Annotated in this window: 18 protein-coding genes; 7 read left to right on the top strand and 11 right to left on the bottom strand. The window is 68.8% G+C overall.

Going from position 1 to position 15,964, the window contains the following annotated elements:
* Positions 1-3 precede the first annotated feature (3 nt).
* The gene (locus tag JNO53_RS03995) at positions 4-957 is read left to right on the top strand and encodes an L-threonylcarbamoyladenylate synthase (protein ID WP_203107930.1); all 954 of its coding nucleotides are present in this window, start codon (positions 4-6) and stop codon (positions 955-957) included.
* A gap of 6 nt (positions 958-963) precedes the next feature.
* On the opposite strand, the gene JNO53_RS03990 is transcribed toward JNO53_RS03995, so the two are convergent.
* The 6 genes from JNO53_RS03990 to JNO53_RS03965 all read right to left on the bottom strand — a co-directional run bounded on the left by JNO53_RS03990 (position 964) and on the right by JNO53_RS03965 (position 6,144).
* Positions 964-1,299, bottom strand: a complete 336-nt coding sequence (locus JNO53_RS03990; RefSeq protein ID WP_203107928.1) for a hypothetical protein — start codon at positions 1,297-1,299, stop codon at positions 964-966.
* Between the two features lie 63 nt (positions 1,300-1,362).
* Positions 1,363-2,148 carry a head GIN domain-containing protein gene (locus tag JNO53_RS03985; RefSeq protein WP_203107926.1) on the bottom strand — a complete coding sequence of 262 codons (786 nt, stop codon included), beginning with the start codon at positions 2,146-2,148 and terminating at the stop codon, positions 1,363-1,365.
* A gap of 140 nt (positions 2,149-2,288) precedes the next feature.
* Complete coding sequence (locus tag JNO53_RS03980) at positions 2,289-2,822, bottom strand: CarD family transcriptional regulator (RefSeq protein WP_203107924.1); 534 nt, start codon at positions 2,820-2,822, stop codon at positions 2,289-2,291.
* Between the two features lie 247 nt (positions 2,823-3,069).
* Positions 3,070-3,408, bottom strand: a complete 339-nt coding sequence (fdxA, locus tag JNO53_RS03975) for a ferredoxin FdxA (RefSeq protein ID WP_203107922.1) — start codon at positions 3,406-3,408, stop codon at positions 3,070-3,072.
* Between the two features lie 34 nt (positions 3,409-3,442).
* The gene (locus JNO53_RS03970; protein WP_203109002.1) at positions 3,443-3,727 is read right to left on the bottom strand and encodes an RNA-binding S4 domain-containing protein; all 285 of its coding nucleotides are present in this window, start codon (positions 3,725-3,727) and stop codon (positions 3,443-3,445) included.
* Complete coding sequence (locus JNO53_RS03965) at positions 3,727-6,144, bottom strand: helicase-related protein (RefSeq protein WP_203109000.1); 2,418 nt, start codon at positions 6,142-6,144, stop codon at positions 3,727-3,729. Before JNO53_RS03965 ends, JNO53_RS03970 begins: the two co-directional genes overlap by 1 nt.
* 271 nt (positions 6,145-6,415) lie before the next feature.
* Here JNO53_RS03965 and JNO53_RS03960 point away from each other — a divergent pair, with 271 nt between their 5' ends.
* The 6 genes from JNO53_RS03960 (at position 6,416) to JNO53_RS03935 (ending at position 11,123) form a co-directional block, all read left to right on the top strand.
* The gene (locus JNO53_RS03960) at positions 6,416-8,041 is read left to right on the top strand and encodes a peptidoglycan DD-metalloendopeptidase family protein (RefSeq protein ID WP_338015296.1); all 1,626 of its coding nucleotides are present in this window, start codon (positions 6,416-6,418) and stop codon (positions 8,039-8,041) included.
* A gap of 127 nt (positions 8,042-8,168) precedes the next feature.
* Positions 8,169-9,164, top strand: a complete 996-nt coding sequence (hemB, locus tag JNO53_RS03955; RefSeq protein ID WP_203107918.1) for a porphobilinogen synthase — start codon at positions 8,169-8,171, stop codon at positions 9,162-9,164.
* Positions 9,165-9,166: 2 nt separating this feature from the next.
* The gene (locus JNO53_RS03950; RefSeq protein WP_203107916.1) at positions 9,167-9,727 is read left to right on the top strand and encodes a GNAT family N-acetyltransferase; all 561 of its coding nucleotides are present in this window, start codon (positions 9,167-9,169) and stop codon (positions 9,725-9,727) included.
* Positions 9,720-10,280 carry a GNAT family N-acetyltransferase gene (locus JNO53_RS03945; RefSeq protein WP_203107914.1) on the top strand — a complete coding sequence of 187 codons (561 nt, stop codon included), beginning with the start codon at positions 9,720-9,722 and terminating at the stop codon, positions 10,278-10,280. The genes JNO53_RS03950 and JNO53_RS03945 overlap by 8 nt, the downstream gene beginning before the upstream one ends.
* Positions 10,277-10,849 carry a gamma carbonic anhydrase family protein gene (locus tag JNO53_RS03940; RefSeq protein WP_203107912.1) on the top strand — a complete coding sequence of 191 codons (573 nt, stop codon included), beginning with the start codon at positions 10,277-10,279 and terminating at the stop codon, positions 10,847-10,849. Before JNO53_RS03945 ends, JNO53_RS03940 begins: the two co-directional genes overlap by 4 nt.
* The gene (locus JNO53_RS03935; protein WP_203107910.1) at positions 10,830-11,123 is read left to right on the top strand and encodes a DUF167 domain-containing protein; all 294 of its coding nucleotides are present in this window, start codon (positions 10,830-10,832) and stop codon (positions 11,121-11,123) included. Before JNO53_RS03940 ends, JNO53_RS03935 begins: the two co-directional genes overlap by 20 nt.
* On the opposite strand, the gene JNO53_RS03930 is transcribed toward JNO53_RS03935, so the two are convergent.
* The 5 genes from JNO53_RS03930 to JNO53_RS03910 all read right to left on the bottom strand — a co-directional run.
* Positions 11,120-11,758, bottom strand: coding sequence for a YoaK family protein (locus JNO53_RS03930; protein ID WP_203107908.1), 639 nt, complete (start codon positions 11,756-11,758; stop codon positions 11,120-11,122). The two genes, JNO53_RS03935 and JNO53_RS03930, sit on opposite strands and share 4 nt — an antisense overlap.
* A gap of 34 nt (positions 11,759-11,792) precedes the next feature.
* The gene (locus JNO53_RS03925; RefSeq protein ID WP_203107906.1) at positions 11,793-13,394 is read right to left on the bottom strand and encodes a cisplatin damage response ATP-dependent DNA ligase; all 1,602 of its coding nucleotides are present in this window, start codon (positions 13,392-13,394) and stop codon (positions 11,793-11,795) included.
* Between the two features lie 158 nt (positions 13,395-13,552).
* Entirely contained in the window at positions 13,553-14,557 is a 1,005-nt protein-coding gene (locus tag JNO53_RS03920; protein ID WP_203107904.1) for a ligase-associated DNA damage response exonuclease, read from the bottom strand.
* Between the two features lie 145 nt (positions 14,558-14,702).
* Positions 14,703-15,494 (bottom strand): sulfite exporter TauE/SafE family protein, encoded by a 792-nt coding sequence (locus JNO53_RS03915; RefSeq protein WP_203107902.1) that lies wholly within the window; start codon positions 15,492-15,494, stop codon positions 14,703-14,705.
* Position 15,495: 1 nt separating this feature from the next.
* Positions 15,496-15,964, bottom strand: a 469-nt coding sequence (locus tag JNO53_RS03910; RefSeq protein ID WP_338015295.1) for an inositol monophosphatase family protein, incomplete at its 5' end; no start/stop codon positions are given.

The raw sequence follows: 15,964 nt of genomic DNA, 5'->3' as shown, positions 1-15,964 counted from the left end.
GGTATGAGCGGCAAGAACGCGACCGAAACAGTTTTTGCAGATGCGAAAGGAATTGCTCGCGCAGCGAATATTCTCGCCGGCGGCGGGCTGGTCGCGGTGCCTACCGAGACGGTCTACGGCCTAGCCGCACGGGCCGACAGCGACCACGCCGTGGCGCGCATCTATCAAGCCAAGGGCCGGCCGAGCTTCAATCCGCTGATCGTGCACGTCCGCGACGCGGAACAGGCCGCCCGGTACGCCCGGCTGGAACGTGACGCGGACCGTCTCGCCCGGTCCGTCTGGCCCGGGCCGCTGACGCTGGTCCTGTCCCGGCGCGAGGACGCGGGCCTGGCGGCGGCGGTTACCGCCGGCCTGCCGACCGTGGCCCTGCGCGCGCCAGCGCACCCGGCGATGCGGGCATTGCTTGCCGCCTGCGATTTTCCGCTCGCGGCGCCCTCGGCGAACCGCAGCGGCTTCATCAGCCCGACACGGGCGGAACACGTCTCCGCCTCGCTCGATGGCCGGATCGACCTCATTCTCGATGCGGGGCCCTGCGAAGAGGGGGTCGAATCGACGATCCTCGCCATCCGCGAGGATGGCCGCTGGGACGAGCTGCGCCCCGGACCGGTGGATCTCGACGCGCTCCACCAGCGGCTGTTAGGCGCACCGCGCGAGAGCGGCGGCGCGGGCGATGCGATCGAGGCGCCGGGCCAGCTCGCCAGCCACTACGCGCCGGGAAAGCCGGTTCGCCTGAACGCCGCCGCCGCTGCGCCGGACGAGTTCATGATCGGTTTCGGCGACGTTACGGGCCACTGCAGCCTGTCGCTCAGGGGCGATCTCGGCGAAGCTGCCGCGCGGCTCTACGCCTGTCTGCACGAGGCGGCGCGGTCCGATCTGCCGCGAGTCGCGGTCGCGGCGGTCCCGGAAGCGGGGATCGGCGTCGCGATCAACGACCGGCTACGCCGCGCCGCGGCCTGAGGCGGGCTAGCGCGGCTCGGGGGCGGCCGGAACGCTGGGCAGCAGGACCTGGATCTCGCCGTAGGTCTGCCGCGCCTTGTCGCAAGCACGGCGGTCGCCGTCGCTGCAGTCGCGCATCTCGTCCGCATAGCGGCGCTCGAGCCGGCCGAGCTGCGCCTCGCGCTGGCGCAGTTCGCGCCCGCGTTTCTCGTCCGCTTCGGATTGGCTCGTGGTGGCGAGATCGACCGCCCCGCTGGCGATTCTCACCGGCGCCGTCACTGCGCCGACCGCTGCTTTCGCGAGACAGCCGCCGAGCATGAACGCGCTGGGCAGAACGATGGAAGCCAAGACTATGCCGCGCATGGGAACTCCTCCTGAGCGCAGCATAGCCTGTCGAAAGCGTCGCGGCGATGAATGTGTACGAATTTATTCCGCTTCGGGCGTTGGCGTCGCTTCCGGCGCGGCATCGGCGCTCGCGCCGGAGGCGGCCGGGGTGCACTTGAGCGTGCCCGAACCCATAGAGCTGATCGTGCAGGTGGCGGAGCCGGTCACCGACACGTCGCCCGAACCCATGATCGACGCTTCGACCGTTCCGTCGGAAGCGAACGCCGCATCGCCCGACCCGGCGATGGTGATGTCGGCCTTGTCGACCTTGAGCTGTTCCATTTCGGCTTCGCCCGATCCGGCGATGTTGAGCTCGAGCGTGGTCGCCCGGCCGGCTGCGCGGTAAGTGCCCGATCCGGCGATGTTCACTTCGAGCACCTCGGCGTCGACCCGGGTGGTATTCGCCGATCCGCTGCCGGCGATCGTCACTTCCGCATTCCCGTCGATCACGTCCGCCTCGACCGTGCCGGAGCCGGCGACGACGAGCTTCTCGAGCCGGGGCAGGGTGACGCGCACCGTGGCGCGGCCGTCGGTGCTGCTCCAGTTCTCGTTCTCGCGCATGACGCCGAGCGTTTCCTCGTCGAGTGTGAAGCGCAGCGCGTCGACCGCTTCCTGGTCGCCGCTGACGTCGATGGCGAGGGTCTCGCCGCGGGTCACGATCACGCTGTCCGGCCCGGCCGCGACCACTTCCGTCGGGCTCTTGCCGGTGAGATCGAGCTCGGAAAGCGGAACCCCGTCGGAACCGTTGATGTTGAAGCTTCCGTTACAGCCACTGGCCATCATCAGCGCGACAACCGGGGCAACCCCCTTGAGAATCTTCTGCAGCATGTGAACCCTTCCTCGTGTCCGAAATGGACCCAGCCCGTGTTGCCGACATAATACAGCGGCATCGTGCGTTCAACCGCGATACGAAAAAGGCCGCCCCGGGGGGCGGCCTTTCGTCGGTCGGATACGACGCTTAGTCGAAATCAGGCCTCTTCGGCGTTCTCGTAGTACTGCGGCGCATGTTCGCGCAGGACATTGAGGATCTTCTCGAGCGCGGCGGGCTCGTCGGTCTTCTCCATCGCCGCCAGCTCGCGGGCCAGGCGGCTCGAGGCGGCCTCGAAGATCTGCCGCTCGGAATAGGACTGCTCTGGCTGATCCTCCGGGCGGAACAGGTCGCGGGTCACCTCGGCGATCGAGACGAGGTCGCCCGAGTTGATCTTCGCTTCGTATTCCTGCGCGCGGCGGCTCCACATCGTGCGCTTGACCTTCGGCTTGCCCTTGAGCGTCTCCATCGCTTCCTTCAGCGTCTTGTCGCTCGACAGCTTGCGCATGCCGATCGCCTCGACCTTGTTGGTGGGCACGCGGAGCGTCATCCGCTCCTTCTCGAAGCGAAGCACGTAGAGCTCGAGCTGCATCCCGGCGATTTCTTCGTTCTGCAGCTCGATCACACGGCCGACGCCGTGCTTGGGATAGACGACGTAGTCGCCGACATCGAAGGCGGGAGCCTTGCTAGCCATGCAAAAGTCCTTTCTGCGGTCGGGCCCCGGGAGGCAGAGTCAAATCGCCCTTGCACCGCGCCGCATCGGGCGCGGTCGAACGGTCGATTGTCCTGTCGCGAGTGGTCCGGACCTTCCTGCTGTCACGCCTGCGACCGGCCACGACCGGTGCAGTTGTTGCATTATATAGCATAACAGCAACAAAATTGCGAGTCCGCAGTGCAGGTGTCCGAATCGGGCCGCCGGGCGCCGCTTTCGGACCGGCTTGTTAGTCGCCTTCGCCGGGCTCCGGCGTGAAGTACTTCTCGAACTTGCCTTCCTCGCCCTTGTGCTCGTCGGCGTCGGCGGGCGGCTCCTTCTGGCTCGTGATGTTCGGCCATTCGGCGGAGTACTTGGTGTTGAGCTCGAGCCACTGTTCGAGGCCGCTCTCGGTATCGGGCAGGATCGCTTCGGCCGGGCACTCGGGCTCGCACACGCCACAGTCGATGCATTCGCTGGGGTTGATCACCAGCATGTTCTCGCCCTCGTAGAAACAGTCGACCGGACAGACCTCGACGCAGTCGGTATACTTGCACTTGATGCAGGCGTCGGTGACGACATAGGTCATTGGGAAGCGCTTCCTTTGCGGGCTCGGCCCTGGTTCACGGTTTAGCCGCTGCTATGGCGGTTTGCCCGTCCGGGTCAAGCGCGCGATAACATGCCTGCGCTTCGGACGCCGGGCCGCGGCGCGCGGGCAGTTCCAGCAGTTCGATCACACGCACCGCCTTTCCGATGGGAAAGGTGAGCACGTCGCCCGGTGCGACCGGCTGGCTCGCGCGGGTGACCCGCTGGCCGTTGCGCCGCACGTGTCCCGCCTCGACCAGCGTCTGTGCCCGCGCGCGCGTCTTCACGAAGCGCAAGTGGCACAGCAGCCGGTCGATCCGCATCACCGCACGAGATCCGCCAGCGCCGCAAAGGCCCCGTTCGCGGGCGGCTTGCGGTCGGGCTGACGTTCCGCCGGCCGCCGGCGCGAAGGGCGCCATTCCCACACGTCCGGTGCGGGCGGGCCGAAGGCACCCTCGACCAGCTTGCGCGCGGGAAGACGGCGGAAGCCTGCCGCGCCGAGCAGGCGGTGCCAGTTCTCCGGCGTCAGCCCGGTGGAGACGGCCAGCGCCGGATCGAGCACGAAGCGGCGCGCCTTCGCCTCGCCGCGCGTCTGATGGGCAGCGCGCAGGATCTTCTCGGCCATGTCGACACGCACCGCCTGGCGGCCAGCCGGGCGGTAGCCGGCGGGGAGGGCCTTCGCGCCTTCGATGACCGGCTGCATGGCTTCCTGCAGCGGCCGCCGGTCGTAACCGAGCGCATGGAGCAGCGCGCGCGGCGCGGGCTTCAGCAGGGCGGGAGCGAAGACGTCGAGCGCGCCGAACGTGACGCCGAGCCGGCGCAGAAACGGGCGCATGTCCTTCGGCAGATGCTCGATCCCGGCTTTCTCGCGGGCGACGAACCCATGTCCCCCGATCAGACCCAGCAGCAGCGCGCGCGCCTGCGAGCCCGCCTCGGGGTCCCTGGCCGCTTCCTCCAGCCGGGCGAGCGGTTCGAGCGGTGCCAGCGCCGCGGCGAGCCAGTCCGCGATGGCCTGCACCAGCCGCTCGCGCACGGCTTCGGGAAGGGCGTGGAGCTCGCGCGCGGGCACGATGCGCGGGTGAACGGCGTCGGGGCCCGGCTCCAGCCGCGCCAGATCCTGTCCCTGCCAGCGGATCGCGCCGCCCGTCAGCTCCGCGCCTTCCATCTGCGAGGCGATCAGCGTCTCGGCGCGGTCCGACAGGATGCGGGGCAGGGCCTTCTCGCCCGCGGCAAGCAGCATCTTGCGGTCGCCATGGCTGGCCGTGTGATCGACCTTGAAGCGGAAACCCTCGACATGGCCGATCGGCTCGTCCTCCACCAGCAGCGCGCCGTCTTCCGCCAGGGTGACGGGCAGCAGCGCAGGATCGGTGCCCAGGCTCTTCATCAGGATCGTGGTCCTCCGGTTGACGAAACGTTCGGTCAGCCTTGCGTGTAGCGCATCCGACAGCCTCGCTTCCACTGCTCTTGCACGCGCGGCCATCTCGTCGCGCGCCAGGACCCAGTCGGGCCGCTGGCAGATATAGGCCCAACTGCGGATCGCCGCGATGCGGCCCTGCAGTGTGTCGATGTCGCCCTGCACGCGGTCGAGTTCCGCAATGCGTGCCGCGACGTAGTCCGCGCCGAGATGCCCGCGCGCCAGATCCTGCCACAGCCGCGCGACGAAGCGGGCGTGGACGTCCGGGCCGAGCTGGCGGAAATCGGGCAGCGAGCAGGCTTCCCAGAACCGCCGCACCAGCCCTGCACCCTTGACGTCAGCGGCGATGGGTTCGTCCGCCAGCCGCTTGAGAACCGCGAGATCGATCGTCTCGGGCGCGGATACGAGCTGGGGCTCGGCCGGGGGGGCCTCGAGATCGGCGATGAGCGTGCGAAGGCTGTCGAAGCGCGGTTCGGCCTCGCGCCAGAACAGCTTGGTCAGGGGCGCGAAGCGATGCTCCTCGATCGCGTAGACTTCCTCGTCGGTGAACTCGGGGACCGGGCCCTTGCCGGCGGCGAGCGTGCCGAAGGTGCCGTCCTTCTGGTGGCGCCCCGCGCGCCCGGCGATCTGCGCCATCTCCGCCGGGGTCAGCCGCCGCTGGCGCACGCCGTCGAACTTGGTCAGCGAGGCGAAGGCGACGTGGGTGACGTCAAGGTTCAGGCCCATGCCGATCGCGTCGGTCGCGACGATGTAGTCGACCTCGCCCGACTGGAACATCGCAACCTGCTTGTTGCGGGTCTCGGGGCTCAGCGCGCCCATGACCACCGCCGCCCCGCCGCGAAACCGGCGCAGCATTTCGGCGACGGCGTAGACCTGCTCGACGGAGAAGGCGACGATCGCGCTCCGCGGCGGCAGGCGCGAGAGCTTGCGCGCGCCGGCATGCGTCAGCGTGGAGAAGCGCGGCCGCTCGACGATCTCGGCGCGCGGGATCAGCGACCCAACGACCGGCTCCAGCGTCGCCGCGCCGAGCAGCATGGTCTCCTCCCGCCCGCGGGCATGGAGCAGGCGATCGGTGAAGACGTGCCCCCGTTCGCGGTCGGCGGAAAGCTGCGCCTCGTCGAGTGCGACGAAGGCATGGCCGCCGCCGGTTCGCGGCATGGCCTCGGCCGTGCAGCAGAAATAGCGCGCGCTCGCCGGCTCGATCCGTTCCTCGCCGGTGATCAGGGCGACCTGGCTCTCCCCCTTGATCGCTACCACGCGGTCGTAGACCTCGCGCGCGAGCAGGCGCAGCGGAAAACCGATCGCACCCGATGAATGGGCACACATCCGCTCGATCGCCAGATGGGTCTTCCCGGTATTGGTGGGTCCGAGGACCGCTTTGATGGTGCCATCGGTCACTCGGTGAATGTGGCATCGGGGAGGGCGCGCGGCAAGCCGCGCCGGCGCCGTGCGGCGGAGTTCCCGCAGGCCGCCGCGCGAACGACTCGGTCCGCCGCAGCTTAAGCCGGTCTTTACTTTAATCGGGCAGGGATTGCGGCATAGAGCACGCTCGGGTCGGGTCGCGAGACCATGCATCGCGACCTGCGGAGGAGGCGCGGTGTACAAGCAGGGTTTTGGCGACGGTCAGGTCTCCGCCGATTCGGGCGGCGACCTCTGGCGCCCGGCCGCGCTTTCGCACTCCCAGATCGTTGCCGATCCGCAGCCCCATGTGATTCAGCGCGCCCGGCGCTTCTCCGAACGCTTCGACGCGCGGCGGGCGGGCCTCTCCGAAGCTTTCGAGAGAATGGATCTCGCGCCGGACCTGGCGGAAAAGATCGGCAGCCGCCGCTGGTTCCGCGGGCTCGGCACCCTGATGGGCCTCTCGGCGCTCGCGCTGGCGATGTGGCCCGATTTCGCGCCGGTCGAGGCCGCGCCCGTGATGCGGCTGGACGATCCGGCGCGCGACGAATTCCGCAGCCAGATGATCATGCCGCTCGCGCTCGGTTCCGACAGCGGGCGGCGCATGGGCGCCACGGCGCTGGTCGTGCCGCTCAAGTCGGCGCCCGAACGTCCCCGGATCGAGCTGCTCGCCACGCTGGCGCGGGGCGACAGCTTCGAGCGGATGCTGCGCCGCGCCGGGGTCGGCACGGGCGACGCGGAGAGGGTCGCCGAACTCGTCTCCGCTTCGGTCGCGCTGGACGCGATCGAGCCGGGAACGCAGGTCGACATCACGCTCGGCCGCCGCCCGCAGCCCGGGGCGGCGCGTCCGCTCGACGCGCTCGAATTCCGCGCCCGCTTCGATCTCGCGCTGGCCGTGACGCGCGACGATGCCGGGCACCTGTCACTCACGCGCAAGCCGATCCGCGTCGACGAGACGCCGCTGCGTATCCGCGGCACCGTGGGCAGCAGCCTCTACCGCTCGATGCGCGCTGCGGGCGCTCCCGCGAGCGCGGTGCAGCAGTACCTGAAGGCGCTCAGCGAGCAGGTCGATCTCGACCGCGCGGTGCGCTCGACCGACACGTTCGACATGATCGTGCAGTACCGCCGCGCCGCCACCGGGGAGCGCCAGGCGGGGCAATTGCTCTATGCCGGGATCGAGCGGGGCGGGGAGACGAAGACCCAGCTCATGCGCTGGGGCGACGAGGGCCGCTTCTACGAGGCATCCGGCGTGGGCGAGCAGCGCAGCGGCCTCGTTGCCCCGGTGCCCGGCCGGATCTCGTCCAACTTCGGCATGCGCCGCCACCCGATCCTCGGCTACAAGCGCATGCATGCGGGCATGGATTTTCGCGCCAGTTACGGCACGCCGATCGTCGCGGTGACCGACGGCCGCGTTTCCAGCGCCGGGCGCGCGGGCGGCTGCGGCAAGGCGGTCAAGCTCAGCCACGGCGGCGGGCTCGCCACGCGCTATTGCCACATGAGCCGCGTCGCCGTGCGCAGCGGGCAGAGCGTGCGCCGCGGGCAAGTGATCGGCTACGTCGGTTCGACCGGCCTCTCGACCGGCCCGCACCTGCATTACGAGATGTATCGCGGCGGCCGCGCGGTGAACCCGGCCTCGGTCGAATTCGTCACCCGGGCGCAGCTTTCGGGTGCCGAGCTGCGCCGCTTCCGTGCCGCGCTGGCCACGCTCAAGACGGTCGAGGCCGGCACCGCGCTGGAGGACCTCGCCCCTACCGCGACCGAAGCCGCCGCCGCCGAGCCGGTGCGCGAGATCGACAGGCTCGAGACGCCCAAGCGCGTGGGCTGAGGCAGACTGAATCCCCGCGCAGGCGGGGATCTCAGGATATTTGCGTCGCGCCGGCGGTATGAGGTCCCCGCCTGCGCGGGGACTCGGGTAGATTGCACCCCCTTCCCAATTCCGGCAACAGGCGCGGATGACCGCCTCCTATCCCAACCTGCGAATGCGCCGCGCACGGGCCAGTTCGTGGAGCCGCGCCCTTTACCGCGAGACCGCGCTGACGCCCGCCGACCTGATCTGGCCCCTGTTCGTCACCGACGGCAATGGGGTGGAGGAGCCGGTCGCGAGCCTGCCCGGCGTCTCGCGCTGGTCGGTCGACGGGATCGCCGCCCGCGCGAAAGAGGCCGTCCGGCTCGGCATCCCATGCCTGGCGCTGTTCCCGAACACCCAGCCCGGCCGCCGCTCGGACGACGGGGCCGAGGCGCTCAACCCCGACAACCTGATGTGCCGCGCGATCAAGGCGATCAAGGACGCCTGCGGCAGCGACATCGGCGTCCTGACCGACGTGGCGCTCGATCCCTACACCAGCCACGGTCAGGACGGGTTACTCGATGGGGCAGGCTACGTCGTGAACGACAACACGGTCGCCGTTCTCGTGGACCAGGCGCTCAACCAGGCGGAGGCCGGGGCCGACGTCATCGCGCCTTCGGACATGATGGACGGACGGGTGAAGGCGATCCGCATGGCGCTTGAGATGGGCGGGCACCACAACGTCCAGATCATGAGCTACGCTGCAAAGTACGCGAGTGCGTTCTACGGACCGTTCCGCGACGCGGTGGGTTCGGGCGGCCTGCTCAAGGGCGACAAGCGGTCCTACCAGATGGACCCGGCGAACGGCGAGGAAGCCTTGCGCGAAGTGGCGCTCGATCTCGCCGAAGGGGCGGACAGTGTCATGGTCAAGCCGGGGCTTCCCTACCTCGACATCGTCCGCCGGGTGAAGGAGCGGTTCGAAGTGCCGGTCTTCGCCTATCAGGTGAGCGGCGAATACGCGATGATCGAGGCCGCGGCGGCTGCGGGCGCGGGGAACCGTGACGCGCTCGTGCTCGAGACGCTCACTGCCTTCAAGCGCGCCGGATGCAGCGGCGTGCTGACCTACCACGCGGCGCACGCCGCCCGGCTGCTGGGGGCATAGACATGGCTGGATTCCGGCACGAAACCGAACGGCTCATCCTGCGCGACTGGCGCGAGGAGGACTGGGCCGAATTCTTCCGCCAGACCAATACGCCCGCGGTCATGCGCTGGCTTGGCGGCGAGCTCGACGAGGCGGGCATGGCGGCGCAGCGCGAACGGGTCGAAGGCAGCGCCCGGCGCAACGGGTTCTGCTTCTGGGTGGTCGAGCGCAAGGCCGACCGCGCGCTGCTCGGCTTCTGCGGCCTGAAGCGCGCCGACGCGCCGGGATCGACGGTTGCAGGCGCGGTCGAGATCGGCTGGCGCTTGCGCGAGGACGCCTGGGGGCAGGGCTACGCGAAGGAAGCGGCAACTGCCGCGCTCGGGCTCGCGTTCAACCGTTTCGGCGCCGAGGAGGTCATTGCGCTCACCGTGGAAGGCAACGCGGGAAGCTGGGGCCTGATGCGCCGCCTCGGCATGCGCCGGCGCGAGGAGCTCGACTATCCCGACGATCGCTACGATCCGCCGTGGCGCGACACGATCGTCTATTCGATCGACCGCGCCGCATGGGAAAGCCGCGATGGCTGACATCGTCGCCGAGACCGAGCGGCTGGTCCTGCGCACGATCGAGGAGGGTGATGCCGCCCTCCAGCATCGCCTGCTCAACACGCCCGCGGTCATGGCGCGGCTGGGCGGCGTCAAGGAACTGCACGAGATCGAGGCGAAGCATGCCAAAGGCATGGCGCTCTATGCGCAGGAGGGCTTCAGCTTCCTGTTCATGATCGAGAAGGCGACCGGCGAGATGGTCGGCCACTGCGGCATCAAGCGGGTCGACAACCCGCTGGCGAAAAATCAGGGCGATCACGAGGTGGGCTGGCTGGTGCGCGAGGATCACTGGCGGCGCGGTTATGCGGAGGAGGCGATGCACGCGGTGCTCGACTGGGCTTTCGGCCGGGTCGGCGCGCCGCATGTCGTCGCGCTGACCAGCGAAGCCAACATCGGAAGCTGGAAGCTGATGGAAAAGCTCGGCATGGTCCGCCGGCGCGATCTCGATTTCGACGATCCCGCCTATCCGCCGGAGGATCGGCGGACGATCCTCTACAGTCTCACCGCCCAGCAATGGCAGGAGCACAAGGCATGAGCGCAAACCGCCCCGGAGTCCGGATCATCCCGATCCACGGCCGCACGCCGAAGATCCACGACAGCGCCTTCGTTGCGCCGGGCTGCGTGCTGATCGGCGAGGTCGAGATCGGCGCGGACAGTTCGGTCTGGTACAACTGCGTGCTGCGCGCCGATGTCAGCCGGATCGTCATCGGGCAGCGCACCAACGTGCAGGACGGGAGCGTGCTCCACTGCGACCCCGAGCGTCCCGGCGATCCCGAAGGCTCGCCGCTGATCATCGGCGACGACGCGCTGATCGGTCACATGGCGATGGTCCACGGCTGCACAATCGAGGACCGCGGCTTCGTCGGCCTCGGCGCGATCGCGATGAACAAGGCGGTGATCGGCACCGACGCCATGCTCGCCGCGGGCGCCATGCTCACCGAAGGCAAGGTCATGGGCGCGCGCGAGCTCTGGGGCGGGCGGCCGGCGCGCAAGATGCGTGATCTCGACGATGCCGCGATCGCCGGGATGCGCGCGGGCGTCGCGCACTATGTCGAGAACGCGAAGGCGCACGCAGCGGCGCTCGATGGCACGTCCCAAGGCTGACTTTCCGCCGGCCCACGCGATCCGTGCGCTTGCGGATGCAGAAGGCCGGCTGGCCCTACGGGTCACGCCGGGCGCGCGGAGCGAGAGCGTGATGATCGAGAATGGCCGCGTGCAGGTGAAAGTGCGCGCGAAACCCACCGACGGCGCGGCCAACGCCGCGGTTCTGGCGCTGCTCGGCAAGGCTTTGGGGATCGGCGCCTCGCGGCTGCAACTGTTGCGCGGCGCAACTTCGCGGGAAAAGCTGGTCCAGCTGCCGGATGCGCACCGACTTTAGGTACGGGCGCGCTCGATCCGGCTGGCCGCGAGGCACAGTCCTGCCGCCCACGCGAGCGGTATCCATGGCGCAAGAGCGGGCAAGGCGATCGTAATCCAGGCACCCAGCACGGCGCCGGCGGCCAGGCTCGCCCAAAGCAGGAGATGCGCCAGGGCGCCGGGGGCCGGCCGGCCCATGAATCTCGCCGCCAGACCCTGCCCGAAGCGCACCAGCGCGCCCGTCATGTAAGTCACGCCGACGGCGACCTCGCCTTCCCGGCGAAACGCGTTGTTGATCGAGCCCATGGCCAGCGCCGAGGCGCCCACGAACAGCGCGATCAGCCCCAACGCATGGCTGACCGCTCCCGCGGCGATCAGCAGGGTCGAGAGCATGAGGACCGATCGCTTCGGCGACCCGCTGCGCTCCGCCACCACCGCGCCGGCCGCGACTCCGCTCACGAAGCACACGATCAGCAGGATCGGCACCAATGCCGCCGGCGACCGGGCCGCAGCTTCGACGCCGAGCCGGGTCGTGTTCCCCGACATGAACGACACGAAGTAGCCGCCGGCTGCGAGAAAGCCCGCCGCGTCCACGAACCCGGCCAGCCCCGCTACGCCGTAGGCGAGCGAGCGGCGCGGAAGGTCGTAGCGATGCATGGCCTGCTGGCCTTGCCGCCGGAGCGGCGCGATTTCAATCCCGCACCAGCGCGCGCAGGGCGTCGATGCGGTCGGCTTCGTGCGCGGGCTTGTCCCACCGGATGCGGTGGATACGGGGGAAGCGCATGGCGAGGCCGGACTTGTGGCGTTTGCTCGCGTGGACCGAGTCGAAGGCGACTTCGAACACCAGGCTCCTGTCGGTTTCGCGCACGGGACCGAAGCGGTTGACGGTGTGCGTGCGGACGTAGCGGTCGATCTTGCGCAGTTCCTCGTCGGTGAAGCCGAAGTAGGCCTTGCCCACGGGCAGCAGATCGGCGCCCGCGTCGGGATCGCCGTCCCAGCAGCCGAAGGTATAGTCCGAATAGAAGCTCGACCGTTTGCCGCTGCCGCGCTGGGCATACATCAGCACGCAGTCGACCAGCAGTGGATCGCGCTTCCACTTATACCACAGCCCCGTCTTGCGTCCTGCGATATAGGGGCTGTCCTTGCGCTTGAGCATCAGCCCCTCGATCGCATCGTCGCGGGCGCCGGCGCGAATCTCGGCGAGATGGTCGAAGTGTTCGGCATCGACCACGGGGCTGAGGTCGAAGCGATCCGCGGGCAGCCGCGGCATCAGCGCCTCGAGGCGAGCGCGGCGCTGCGTCCACGGCAAGCCGCGCAGATCGTCGTCCTCGAGGATCATGACGTCATAGAGCCGGATGAAGGCGGGGAAGTCCGCCAGCATCGCCTTGGAGACGGTCTTGCGGCCGAGGCGCTGCTGCAGCGCGTTGAAGCTCGCCGCGCCCCCTTTCTCGCCGCCCTGGTGGACGCCGCGCACGAGCAGTTCGCCGTCGAGCACCGCGTCCATCGGCAGGGCGTCGAGGAATTCGGGGAAGGTGCCGGAAATGTCGTCGCCCGAACGCGAGTAGAGGCGCGTCTCCCCCTGCTCGCCGCCGACGTGCACGAGCTGGACGCGGATGCCGTCCCACTTCCACTCGGCCACGTAGTCCTCGAGATCGACGATCGTGTCGTCGAGCGGGTGGGCGAGCATGAACGGGCGGAACAGCGGCAGGCTGCCGGTATCGGGCGGCGGCGCTCTCTCGGCGGCCCAGGCGAAGAGCGCGCGGTAGGGCGGGGCGAGGCCGTGCCAGTATTCCTCGACTTCCTCCACCCCGACGTCGAACGCCTGGGCAAAGGCGATCTTGGCGAGCCGCGCCGAGATCCCGATCCGCATCGCCCCGGTGGCGAGCTTGAGCAGCGCGAAGCGGCCCGAGGCGTCGAGGCGGTCGAGCAGGGCCGGCAGTTCGGTGAACACGCTCCTGCGGGTCATCGCGGCGAGCGCCTCGACCGTTTCCGACACGCTCGGCGGATCGGGCGGCGATTCGCCGGCCGGCCACAGCAGGCTCGCGGTCTCGGCCGTATCGCCCACGAAATCGCGGCTCAGGGTCCAGAGGACCGGATCGACCCGTTCGTGCATCAGGTTGCGGATCGTGCTCGCCTTGACCGCAGGAAAGTCGAGCCCGCCCGTCAGGGCCGCGAGCGCCCATCCGCGGTCGGGGTCGGGCGTCGCCCGCAGATAGCCGGCGATCAACTGCAGCTTCTCGTTCCGGCTGCGCGTATAGACCAGCGCGTCGATCAGGGCGGCAAAGCGTTCCAACCTAAGCCCCCTCCTCTTCAGAGGAGGGGGTTGGGGGTGGTGTCGCGTCGCGCAGCGTCGCGCCGTGCTTTGGCACCACCCCGCTGCGACTAGGGCCTGCTGCGCAGCCCCAAGTCCCGCCGCCCCTCCTCTGAAGAGGAGGGGCCGATGCCGATCGCTCAGTCATCCTCGTCCTCGTACCCGACCAGCGCCAGCGCGCGGGCGCGGCGTTGGCGGAGCTGATGCCAGCGCAGCAGCGCCTCCTCGCGTCCGTGGGTGATCCAGGTCTCGTGCGGATCGACCTCCTCGACCGTGCGGGTGAGCTCGCCCCAGTCGGCATGGTCGGAGATGACCAGCGGCAGCTCCACATTGCGCTGGCGGGCGCGCTGCCGCACGCGCATCCAGCCTGACGCCATGGCGGTGATCGGGTCGGGCAGGCGGCGGCTCCAGCGGTCGTTCAGCGCGGACGGCGGGCAGACGACGATGTGCCCGCGCATGTCTTCCTTCTTCGCGTCGCTCACCAGGCGCAGCTCGCCCAGGTCCACGCCCCAGTCCTCGTAAAGCCGGCACATCCGCTCCAGCGCGCCGTGGAGGTAGATCGGCCGGTCATGTCCGGCACGGCGCAGCTCGGCGATCACCCGCTGCGCCTTGCCCAGCGCATAGGCGCCGACCAGCACGCAGCGCTCGGGATACGCGGCGAGGCGATCGAGCAGCTTGCCGATCTCGGTCTCGATGGGGGGATGGCAGAACACCGGCAGTCCGAAGGTCGCCTCGGTGATGAACACGTCGCACGGCGTCACTTCGAACGGCGGGCAGGTCGGATCGGGGCAGCGCTTGTAATCGCCGGTCACGACCACGCGCTCGCCCGCATGCTCGAGCAGGATCTGCGCGCTCCCGAGCACGTGCCCCGCAGGAACGAACGTCGCATCCACACCGCCCGGCAGGCGAATCGTCTCGCTATAACCTGCCGGCACGGCACCGCCGGAAGTCGCGTAGCGCAACTTCATGATCGCCAGCGTCTCGGGCGTCGCGACCGTGCGCCCATGCCCGCCGCGCGCATGATCCGCATGCCCGTGCGTCACCAGCGCATGATCCACCGGCTCCGAGGGATCGATCCAGCAATCGGCGGGAACGACATGGATGCCATGCGGCTCGGGCCGGATCCATGCGAAGTCGTGCGCCATTCGTTTAGAATGACGCGTAACGCCGGGCGGTTCCAGAGGTTCGGGTTCGGTCAGGACTTGAAGAGGCGGAGCGGAGAATGTGTGAGATTGAAGCTGGATCTACCCTACGCTGTAGCGGCGAGCGCATGCATCAAGGCTGCAGTGCCTAGCTGAGAAGCATCTTTATGCCGGACACAAAGAGCATGGCGCAAAGCGCATAGCGAACGATGTTGTCGTTGATCTTTCCCGTTGCCAGCGAGCCGATGATGATCCCGGGAATGGAGCCAAGTAGCAGGCTGCCGAGGAGCCAGGCATCGACATTGCCAAGCCAGCTATGACCCAGGGCAGCAACCAAAGTGAGAGGAATGGCGTGAATGATATCGGTGCCGACGATCGTTTTCGCACTGAGACGCAAAGGATAGATCAGGGCGAGCATAACCGCGACCAGTGCGCCCGCACCGACGGACGTGAGGGTCACCAGACTTCCCACGGCCGCTCCACCGCAGAGCGTCAGTATCAGCTGCCATCGGCGCAAGCGGCCTGCGGCCATCTCCAACCTCGAACGGATCCGTTGCAGAGGGCGGGTGATCTGGGTCTTGAACAGCATCAGTGTGGCAGTGAGCAGCAGTGCGGCGCCCAGCAACTTTAGCAGCATGCCGGATTCGAGGCTTCCGTCGTGGAATACGGCGAGCCATATTAGCGTCAGCGCAGCCCCTGGCAGGCTTCCCAGCGCGAGCCGACCAACAATCTTCCAGTTGGCCGACCCCAATCGATGGTGAACGAGGCCGCCTGCAGCTTTCGTCATGCAGGCGAACCACAGATCGGTGCCGATGGCTACTGCTGGCGAAAAACCGAACAGGATGATCAGCAGGGGAGCCATGAGAGATCCGCCCCCAACCCCTGTCAGCCCAACGAGAAACCCGACGAAGGCCCCCGCCAGCGAGTAGCCGAATTCCATGTTAGCCGGGTACCATTGCCCGCAGAGCAGACTGCACCTGTTCGGCCCATTGTGTTCTGCAGATGAGGAGGTCTGGGAGTTCGGTATCGGGCGCGTTGTAGATGAGTGGTGAGCCGTCGATGCGAGAGCAGTGGAGGCCGTGTGCCTTGGCGACGGCGACGGGGGCGCAGTTGTCCCACTGGTATTGTCCGCCCGAGTGGAGGTAGATCTCGGCCTGTCCGCGGACCACGGCCATGGCCTTGGCGCCGGCGGAGCCCATCGCGATGAGCTCGCCGCCGATCGCCTCGGCTACGGCGAGTGCTTCCTTTGCCGGCCGGGTGCGGCTGACCACGAGGCGCGGGGTGGCGGCGGGTTCGGGCAGGGCGGCGATCCGGTCGCTGCGCAGCACCACGCCGCCGTTCAGGCCGGGCAGCGCGACCGCGCCGACTTTGGCTTCCCCGTCGATGGCAAGCCCGACATGGACCGCCCAG

This window comes from Altererythrobacter sp. C41, from assembly GCF_016803135.1.
Lineage (GTDB): Bacteria > Pseudomonadota > Alphaproteobacteria > Sphingomonadales > Sphingomonadaceae > Pelagerythrobacter.
This window is presented reverse-complemented; position numbering and strand designations above follow the sequence as displayed.

Coding starts and splice junctions, on each gene's coding strand:
- JNO53_RS03980 (WP_203107924.1), bottom strand. CDS start 2,822: ATGGCTAGCAAGGCTCCCGCCTTCGATGTCGGCGACTACGTCGTCTAT.
- fdxA (WP_203107922.1), bottom strand. CDS start 3,408: ATGACCTATGTCGTCACCGACGCCTGCATCAAGTGCAAGTATACCGAC.
- JNO53_RS03930 (WP_203107908.1), bottom strand. CDS start 11,758: ATGCATCGCTACGACCTTCCGCGCCGCTCGCTCGCCTACGGCGTAGCG.
- JNO53_RS03990 (WP_203107928.1), bottom strand. CDS start 1,299: ATGCGCGGCATAGTCTTGGCTTCCATCGTTCTGCCCAGCGCGTTCATG.
- JNO53_RS03970 (WP_203109002.1), bottom strand. CDS start 3,727: ATGCGGATCGACCGGCTGCTGTGCCACTTGCGCTTCGTGAAGACGCGC.
- JNO53_RS03945 (WP_203107914.1), top strand. CDS start 9,720: ATGGCTGACATCGTCGCCGAGACCGAGCGGCTGGTCCTGCGCACGATC.
- JNO53_RS03995 (WP_203107930.1), top strand. CDS start 4: ATGAGCGGCAAGAACGCGACCGAAACAGTTTTTGCAGATGCGAAAGGA.
- JNO53_RS03920 (WP_203107904.1), bottom strand. CDS start 14,557: ATGGCGCACGACTTCGCATGGATCCGGCCCGAGCCGCATGGCATCCAT.
- JNO53_RS03915 (WP_203107902.1), bottom strand. CDS start 15,494: ATGGAATTCGGCTACTCGCTGGCGGGGGCCTTCGTCGGGTTTCTCGTT.
- JNO53_RS03950 (WP_203107916.1), top strand. CDS start 9,167: ATGGCTGGATTCCGGCACGAAACCGAACGGCTCATCCTGCGCGACTGG.
- JNO53_RS03940 (WP_203107912.1), top strand. CDS start 10,277: ATGAGCGCAAACCGCCCCGGAGTCCGGATCATCCCGATCCACGGCCGC.
- JNO53_RS03935 (WP_203107910.1), top strand. CDS start 10,830: ATGGCACGTCCCAAGGCTGACTTTCCGCCGGCCCACGCGATCCGTGCG.
- hemB (WP_203107918.1), top strand. CDS start 8,169: ATGACCGCCTCCTATCCCAACCTGCGAATGCGCCGCGCACGGGCCAGT.
- JNO53_RS03985 (WP_203107926.1), bottom strand. CDS start 2,148: ATGCTGCAGAAGATTCTCAAGGGGGTTGCCCCGGTTGTCGCGCTGATG.
- JNO53_RS03965 (WP_203109000.1), bottom strand. CDS start 6,144: ATGTGTGCCCATTCATCGGGTGCGATCGGTTTTCCGCTGCGCCTGCTC.